The sequence below is a fragment of the Terrisporobacter sp. genome, from assembly GCF_017888745.1.
Taxonomy (GTDB): domain Bacteria; phylum Bacillota; class Clostridia; order Peptostreptococcales; family Peptostreptococcaceae; genus Terrisporobacter.
In genome coordinates this window covers 1-8,056 of record NZ_JAGHFM010000233.1, presented here as the reverse complement: position 1 = coordinate 8,056, position 8,056 = coordinate 1, and the positions used below count along the sequence as shown (strand labels likewise).

Annotated in this window: 8 protein-coding genes; 7 read left to right on the top strand and 1 reads right to left on the bottom strand. The window is 26.9% G+C overall.

Features of this window, described 5'->3' with window-relative positions:
- The 3 genes from J7G74_RS10945 to J7G74_RS10935 form a co-directional block, all read left to right on the top strand.
- The coding region (locus J7G74_RS10945; RefSeq protein WP_297135213.1) for a peptidase U32 family protein at positions 1 to 495 on the top strand (495 nt) is incomplete at its 5' end.
- A gap of 28 nt (positions 496 to 523) precedes the next feature.
- A complete protein-coding gene (locus J7G74_RS10940) occupies positions 524 to 1,390 on the top strand; it encodes a methionyl aminopeptidase (protein ID WP_297135209.1) in 867 nt (288 codons plus the stop codon).
- A gap of 375 nt (positions 1,391 to 1,765) precedes the next feature.
- Positions 1,766 to 2,710 carry an L-lactate dehydrogenase gene (locus J7G74_RS10935; RefSeq protein WP_297135208.1) on the top strand — a complete coding sequence of 315 codons (945 nt, stop codon included), beginning with the start codon at positions 1,766 to 1,768 and terminating at the stop codon, positions 2,708 to 2,710.
- Positions 2,711 to 2,769: 59 nt separating this feature from the next.
- Here the strand turns inward: J7G74_RS10935 and nhaA are convergent, their stop codons facing one another.
- Positions 2,770 to 3,927 carry a Na+/H+ antiporter NhaA gene (gene nhaA / locus J7G74_RS10930; protein ID WP_297135206.1) on the bottom strand — a complete coding sequence of 386 codons (1,158 nt, stop codon included), beginning with the start codon at positions 3,925 to 3,927 and terminating at the stop codon, positions 2,770 to 2,772.
- 186 nt (positions 3,928 to 4,113) lie between these two features.
- Here nhaA and J7G74_RS10925 point away from each other — a divergent pair, with 186 nt between their 5' ends.
- The 4 genes from J7G74_RS10925 to J7G74_RS10910 all read left to right on the top strand — a co-directional run bounded on the left by J7G74_RS10925 (position 4,114) and on the right by J7G74_RS10910 (position 7,780).
- Complete coding sequence (locus J7G74_RS10925) at positions 4,114 to 4,620, top strand: QueT transporter family protein (RefSeq protein ID WP_297135204.1); 507 nt, start codon at positions 4,114 to 4,116, stop codon at positions 4,618 to 4,620.
- A 17-nt stretch (positions 4,621 to 4,637) separates the two neighbouring features.
- Positions 4,638 to 5,363 carry a cell division protein gene (locus J7G74_RS10920; protein ID WP_297135203.1) on the top strand — a complete coding sequence of 242 codons (726 nt, stop codon included), beginning with the start codon at positions 4,638 to 4,640 and terminating at the stop codon, positions 5,361 to 5,363.
- Between the two features lie 220 nt (positions 5,364 to 5,583).
- Positions 5,584 to 7,209, top strand: a complete 1,626-nt coding sequence (locus J7G74_RS10915; RefSeq protein ID WP_297135215.1) for an ABC-F family ATP-binding cassette domain-containing protein — start codon at positions 5,584 to 5,586, stop codon at positions 7,207 to 7,209.
- A 244-nt stretch (positions 7,210 to 7,453) separates the two neighbouring features.
- On the top strand, positions 7,454 to 7,780 hold the full coding sequence (locus tag J7G74_RS10910; protein ID WP_297135199.1) for a hypothetical protein: 327 nt from the start codon (positions 7,454 to 7,456) through the stop codon (positions 7,778 to 7,780).
- Positions 7,781 to 8,056: the final 276 nt, after the last annotated feature.

The window sequence follows — 8,056 nt, the reverse complement described above, 5'->3', positions numbered from 1 at the left end:
ATAGAAGGTAGAATGAAAACAGCATACTATGTTGCTACTACTGTTAGAGCATATAGAATGGCTATAGATGCTTACTACGAAGATCCAAAAAACTGGAAGTTCAATCCTATGTGGTTAGAAGAACTTAAAAAAGGAAGTCACAGAGACTATTCAACAGGATTCTTTTTAAATAGACCTGATGAAAATTCTAACAACTATAAATCAGCTTCTTATATAAGAAATTATGATTTTATAGGTATAGTAAAAGAATATGAAGAAGAAACAGGACTTTATATAGTTGAACAAAGAAATAAAATGAATGTAAAAGATGATATAGAAGTTATAGGACCATATAAAGAAACCATGTTTACAACAATAGAAGAAATGTATGATGAAGATGGTAACTCTATTGAATCTGCACCGCATGCGAGACAAATTGTTAAGTTAAAACTTGGAATAGAAGTTGATAAAGATTATATTTTAAGAAAACCAATAGAAAAAATGAGAATATTATAGATTTAAATTTTAAGGAAGTGAGAATATCATGAGAATAGGAAGAAATGATAATTGTTGGTGTGGTAGTGGAGAAAAATATAAAAAATGCCATATGAGTTTTGATGAAAAACTAAAAGAATTTAAACGTAAAGGCTATGAAGTTCCTCATAGAAGTCTAATAAAAAACAAGGAACAAATAGAAAAAATTAAAGCAAGTGCTAAGATAAACAATGAAATATTAGATTTAGTAGGAGATCAAATTAAAGCTGGAATGACTACAGCAGAAGTAGATAAAATAGTTTACGATTATACTATATCTAAAGGAGCTGAGCCTGCCCCTTTAGGATATAGTGGTTTTCCAAAAAGCTGTTGTACATCGGTAAATGATCAAATATGCCATGGGATACCTGATGATTATGTATTAAAAGAAGGTGACATAGTAAATGTTGATGTATCTACCATATTAGATGGATATTATTCTGATGCTTCTAGAATGTATATGATAGGAGAAGTTTCCGATAATGCAAAGAGATTAGTAGATGTGACAAAAGAATGTATGATTAAAGGTATCGAAGCTGTTAAGCCATGGACTAGACTGGGCAATGTAAGTCAAGCTGTTCAAGAACATGCTGAAAAAAATGGATATTCAGTAGTTAGGGAATTTGGTGGTCATGGTATAGGTTTAGAGTTCCATGAGGATCCATTTGTTTTTCATTATGGAACAAAAGAAGAAGGAGTACTTATGGTACCAGGTATGATATTTACAATTGAGCCTATGATTAACGAAGGAACACATGAATTATTCATAGACGCAGATAATGGTTGGACATCTTATACAGATGATGGTAAATTATCTGCTCAATGGGAAAATATGATATTAGTCACAGAGGATGGTTATGAAATTTTAGCTAAATAATTATTATATAATTGTATATACTAAATAAAAAGAATATCTTTATAATAAAGATATTCTTTTTATTGTAATGAAATTATATGTTATCTGCTCTGTGTATAAAATATAATTTCTAACTTTATTACTTGAGCAGTTGGCGATATGAAGTATGGCGCCAAGGCAGTGCCTTAAGCAAAGTGAATTTTGAGCAAAGGATATAAAAAATGTAATTAGAAATTCAATGTTGAAGTAGAGTTTTCGTTGTAAAGTATCTTTAGTAATGTTAAAACTTCAACTATATAAAAAATAATATATGAATAAGTAATATTAGGATTTACAGTAAATAATTACTATAATATAATAAAATTGACAAAAAATAACTTTCATCGGAGGTAACATATGAAAAAAAATAAAGTTGTAATAGTTGGAGCAGGAATGGTTGGAATGAGTTATGCATATTCTATGGTCAACCAAGGAACTTGTGAGGAACTAGTTTTAATTGATATAGATAAAAATAGAACAATAGGTGAAGCATTGGACTTAAATCATGGATTAAGTTATGCACCAAGAAAAATGAAAATATATTCAGGTGATTATTCAGACTGCAATGATGCTAATATAATCTGTATAACTGCAGGAGCAACTCAAGTTCCTGGAGAAACTAGATTAGATTTATTACATAAAAATACTAAAATTATGAAATCTATAGTAAATGAAATCAAAAAGACTAATTTTAATGGTATAATAATAGTAGCATCTAATCCAGTAGATATAATGACTTATGTTGTGTGGAAAGTATCTGGATATGATAAAAATAAAATTATAGGATCAGGAACTACTTTAGATACAGCAAGACTTAGATTTGGATTAGGAGAGAGATTAGGTGTAACTCCAAAATCAATACATGCTTATGTAATGGGTGAGCATGGAGATTCTCAATTTGTAGCATGGTCTTATGCTCTTCTTGGTGTTCAGCCAATATATCAAGTGGCTTCAAAAAAGGATTCTGCTATTACTTTTAATGATTTTGAGGAGATAGAAGATGAAGTAAGAAATATAGCTTACAAAATAATAGAATGTAAAAAATCAACTTATTATGGAATTGGAATGGCGCTTACTAGAATAACTCAAGCAATTTTAGAAAATGAAAATTGTATATTAACAGTATCTTCATATTTAGATAATAAGTATGGACATGATGATGTTTATATAGCAGTTCCTAGTATAGTAAATGAAAATGGTGTAACTGAAATAATGGAGTTGCCACTTGAGAAAGAAGAAAAACAAAAGTTTGATGATTCTATAAGAATAATGAAAGAAAATATAGCAAAATTAGACATATAGTAATTAAAAAAAATACTTCAAAAGAATTAATTCTCTTGGAGTATTTTTTATTTTAAAAGTTAGTATTTTGTTATATGTAATTCTTTTAATGTTATTATTGTAAAAGAAGATAATGTTATAGACATAATACTAGATATTAAAATATAAATTCTGGATAAACTAATAATTTCATTGTTTCCTACAAATGCAACTTCCGATACAAATATAGACATTGTAAATCCAATTCCAGCAATTAAAGAAACTAAGAAAATAGATAACCAATCTAATGTTATTGGCTTTTTAGATATTCCAAGAAAGCATGAAATGAAACTAAAACTCATGATTCCAAGTGGTTTACCTATCAATAATCCAAAATAAATTCCTAAAAAAAGGCTTGGGTATTTAGTAAGTTCTAATGTAGAGCTGATACTTATACCCGTATTTGCAAAAGCAAAAAGAGGTATGATTAGAAGGCTACTAATAGGATTTATGGATTTTTGAAGTTTTTGTGATAGGGGTACATTATTCTTATTACTTTTAGATGGTATTACTATAGCAAGTAAAATACCACTTACAGTAGAATGAATACCGCTTAAATGAACGAAATACCATAAACATAAACCTCCTACTATATAGTAAAGAGGATTTTCAATATAAAAAATTTTGTTACATATGTACATTAAAAGTAAAGAAATAGATCCTAAAATAATAAAATTAATATTGATATGTGTAGAGTAAATTGTTCCAATCATAAAAATTGAAATTAAATCATCAACTACAGCTAAGGACAATAAAAACAATCTAGAATTAGGATTTAGATATTTACTAAATAAAAAAAATATACCCATAGAAAAGGCAATATCTGTAGAAATAGGTATACATACACCGCTTATATAATCCGTATTAAAATTAAAAAATAAAAAAATCACTGCTGGTATAATTGTTCCTCCTATGGAGGCGATAACAGGAAAAGAAGCTTTTTTGAATGAAGATAAACTTCCGTAAAGAATTTCTTGTTTAATTTCCAAACCTGCCAGTAGAAAAAATATAGACATTAAAAAATCATTAACAAAATTATGTAATGAAAAATTCTTAGCTATATATGTATTATGAAACAAATTATAAAATAAATCTTTGTAAGGGCTATTACAAATTGATAAAGCAGTAATAGTTGAAAGTATTAGTAAAACACTTGTTATAGCCTCTAATTGAATATACTTGCTTTTTCTGTAGAACATTAAATCACCTCAATAGTATTAAAAATGAAACATAGTACAAACATTCTTTAGTATTATATGATTCATATATTAAATTTAATATAAAATGATAATAATTATATTATTGAGATATTTATTAATTTATAATATAATCGTTCATGTTGTATAATTATTTAATAAACGATAATTGAAGTTTAGGAGGAAGAAATGAAAATAAATACAAAAAAGATAGCAGTAGTTGGTTTAGTAGCTGCGTTATACGCTGTTGTAACACTGGCTTTAGCATTTATAAGTTATGGAACTATTCAATTTAGGGTTTCAGAAATTCTAATGTTTTTACCACTATTGGGAAAAGAATACATATTAGCTTTAACTTTAGGATGTTTCTTAGCAAATGTAATTGGACCCTATGGTGTTCCTGATATAATATTTGGTACATTAGCAACGTTAATAAGTTCAATATTAGTATATTTAACACCAAAACTATTGAAAAATAGCAAATTTACACTATTTGTAGCTTCACTTTGGCCAACCATAGTTAATGCACTAATAATAGGATGGATGTTATCTAAATTCTTTGGTGTACCTTTTGCTATAGGTGCAATTCAAGTAGGTTTTGGACAATTTGTAGTAATAACTTTAATAGGTTTACCAGTCTTTAATATGGTTAATAATAAATATGGTAACAAATTAAAAAACTATTTTAACAATTAATTTGTGTGGAGGTAAGTATGAACAAAATATATTCTAAGTTTATAGGGGTAGGTAGTGAAGGTATAGAAACTTTAAACTCTTATAAAAGTAAATTAGAAAAAAACTTTACTTTTGAAGAAATAAATATAAATCAAGATGTTGATAAAGAATATGTAAGGGCATTGCTTGATGGTATAGAAGTTTTATTTATAAGTTATAATAGCGAAGATAAAAAAGTTAAAGATATAGTAAAAGCAATATCATTTATGGCAACAGAAAGAAGAGTATTATCCATAGGTCTAGATTTATCTTTAAAAGAAAATAAAGATGATATGGGTGTTGATAAAGAAATAAAACTAAATAAATATAATTTTGAAAAAATCCAAGATTTAATAAATATGGTTGTTGAGGCTATAGATGAAGATATATTATTAAGTATAGACTTAACTGACCTAAGAGATATTTTTGCTAATGACAGTTCTATATCATACTCATTAGAATCATTTGAAAAAGATGCTAAAATAGAATATATAGTAAAAACTATAACTGAAGAAGTTTACTCTACAGAGGGAGAAGCAATTAAAAAGAAGGCTCTTGTACTTTATGAAATGCCACAAAATTTAAAAGAAAATGAATTATTATTTATCAATGAGATCAATATGAAAATAAGTGATACGCTTGGACAAACTTATGATTTATTATTCTCATTTAACTCAATAAATAGTGATGATAATAAATTTAAAATATGCTTATTAACTAAATAGATAATAAAAGCAAATAGATTGTACTCTGTTTGCTTTTTTATTAATCTATATAATTCTTGTAATTACTTTAAATTTATTGGAATAATAAATAAAATGGCGAAATTATGTTAAAAAATATTAATTAATCTACTTATTGTCTTATTGACTTAAGTCAATATTTATTATAAGATTAGACTGTTGTATTTAATAAATGATATTAATAGAAAGGATTGATATATATATGTTACAAGTTACTAACGTTGGACTAAGATTCGGTGATAAAGAATTATATAAAGATGTTAACTTAAAATTTACTAAAGGAAATTGTTACGGAATAATAGGGGCTAATGGTGCTGGGAAAACTACTTTCTTAAAAATATTAGCTGGAGATATAGAGCCAAATACAGGATCAGTTAGTATAACTGAAAAAGAAAGAATGTCTGTTTTAAGACAGGACCACTTCAAATATGATGAAGAGACAGTATTAGATGTTGTTATAATGGGTCATGAAAGATTATATCAAATAATGAAAGAGAAAGATGCTTTATACATGAAAGAAGATTTCTCTGAAGAGGATGGTATAAAAGCTGCAGAACTTGAAGGAGAGTTTGCTGAACTTGATGGATGGGATGCAGAAACTAATGCAGAAAAAATATTAATGGGTCTTGGTATAGATAAAGATTTACATTATAAGCAATTAAAAGAATTAGAAGGTGGAGAAAAAGTTAAGGTATTACTTGCTAAGGCACTATTTGGTAAACCAGAAATATTATTACTAGATGAGCCTACTAACCACTTAGACTTCCAATCTATAAACTGGTTAAACAACTTCATAATGGATTTAGAAGATTCTATCGTAATAGTTGTATCACACGACAGACACTTCTTAAATCAAATATGTACAAATATAGTTGACGTTGACTTTGGTAAAATACAAATGTACGTAGGTAACTATGACTTCTGGTATGAATCAAGTCAATTAGCATTACAATTACAAAAAGACCAAAATAAAAAGACTGAAGAAAAAATAGCTCAATTAAAAGAGTTCATCGCAAGATTCTCTTCTAATGCTTCTAAAGCAAAACAAGCTACTTCTAGAAAGAAACAATTAGATAAATTACAAGTTGAAGATATACAACCATCAAGAAGAAGGTATCCATATGTTGGATTTACTCCAGAAAGAGAAATTGGAAATGAAGTTTTAGAAGTTGAAGGATTAACTAAAACTGTTGATGGTGTAAAAGTATTAGACAATGTAACTTTCAGATTAGATAGAGATGATAAAGTTGCTTTCATGGGAGATGAAATAGCAATAACTACTTTATTCAATATATTAATGGGAGAAGAACCTCCAGATGCTGGTACATTCAAATGGGGTGTAACTACTTCTCAAAGTTATCTACCAAAAAATCATAATGAATTCTTTGAAGGATGTGAATATTCATTAGTTGATTGGTTAAGACAATATTCAGAAGAAAAATCAGAAAGTTTTATAAGAGGATTCTTAGGTAGAATGTTATTCTCTGGTGAAGAAGCTTTAAAACAAGCTCATGTTTTATCAGGGGGAGAAAAAGTTAGATGTATGCTATCTAGAATGATGCTTTCAAACTCTAACGTATTAGTTTTAGATGACCCAACTAACCACCTAGACCTTGAGTCAATAACTTCTGTAAATAAAGGTTTAGAAAAATTCCCAGGAGTATTATTATTCTCTTCTCATGACCACGAGATGATACAAACACTTGCTAATAGAATAATAGAAATAACTCCAGGTGGTATAATGGATAGAAAAACTACTTTAGAAGAGTATTTAGAAAATAAAGATATTCAAGCTAAATTAAAAGAAATGTATGCTGTTCAAGCATAATTGAAGTTTATATAAATAATAATTAACATGAGTTACCTTTTTGCATAAAGTGAGATAAAAAATATGTACTAATATTTTTAAATCTTAACACTTTTTGCAAAAAGGTATTTTTATTACGAAAATATAAGATGTTTTAATTTATTAAAATTATAGGAATGTGAGAAACTCTATATTCTTCCTTATCTAGTAATAAAAACATTATTATATGAATATTATAAATATAAGATATAAGGAGGTTCTATGAATGGGTAGAAAAAAATTTGCCTGTTCTTGTAAAGGTTTAGCAGATCAATATATGACTTTAGTTACTATTTATGCTGCTATAATCAATCAAGAATTTCAGGATCCAGATGAATTAGAAATTTTTGCGGAATTTCTAGTATCTCTTGGTGAACAGCTTTCTTTAGCAGCAGCTGTCCGTGGACGTTGTGAAGATGAAAATTTTGAAGTAGATGTGGATGAAAGTTTAATTACTAGCTTAGTGGATGATTTTCATAGAACTTATAAAAGTAAGGATAATGTACAAAAAGAATTTAATAAATCACAAAAAAATAGAAAAATGAAAAGATAAGGTATGTTATATTAACAAGACATGTATACCTTATCTTTTTTTATATATCCTATAAGGATAGATGAATATAAAATAAAATATTTGGAGTATTTATAAAATTTATATATGGGATTTTCAAAATTAAATATAGATCATTAGAGAAGATAAATATGATTTATTTGGCATAGAATATTATAATACTTTATACAATTTTAGAGATTTAAGATTATTAGGAATATTTAAATTTATAATGACATGAGTAAAATAGAATTTAAAAAATTTTAATTTATATTATTT